General features: G+C 38.9%; 1 pseudogene. It reads right to left on the bottom strand.

Going from position 1 to position 211, the window contains the following annotated elements:
• Positions 1 to 152 (bottom strand): annotated as a pseudogene (locus CHH91_RS21395) (sugar ABC transporter permease); the annotation flags it as partial.
• Positions 153 to 211 lie beyond the last annotated feature (59 nt).

Here is a 211-nt window from a genome sequence, read left to right as displayed (position 1 = left end):
TAGCTGTTTTGTAAAATGATATTTGTAATATTTAACGGCTGCAGCAAAATGCCATCCGTTAACAGCTGGAATAAGAGCATAATAAACAGCAACGCACAAGTCATGCTATATTGGCGCACGTTGTTTTGGACAATATTAAGAAATGCTTTCATGGTGATCCTCCATTTCCATTGTCATTCGCCTCATCAAACGCTCTTGGGAAAGGTCTTTC

The organism is Virgibacillus sp. 7505 (assembly GCF_002272135.1).
In the GTDB taxonomy this organism is placed as follows: domain Bacteria; phylum Bacillota; class Bacilli; order Bacillales; family Amphibacillaceae; genus Terribacillus.
The sequence above is the reverse complement of the archived record's forward strand: the minus strand, read 5'-3'. Positions and strand labels throughout refer to the sequence as shown.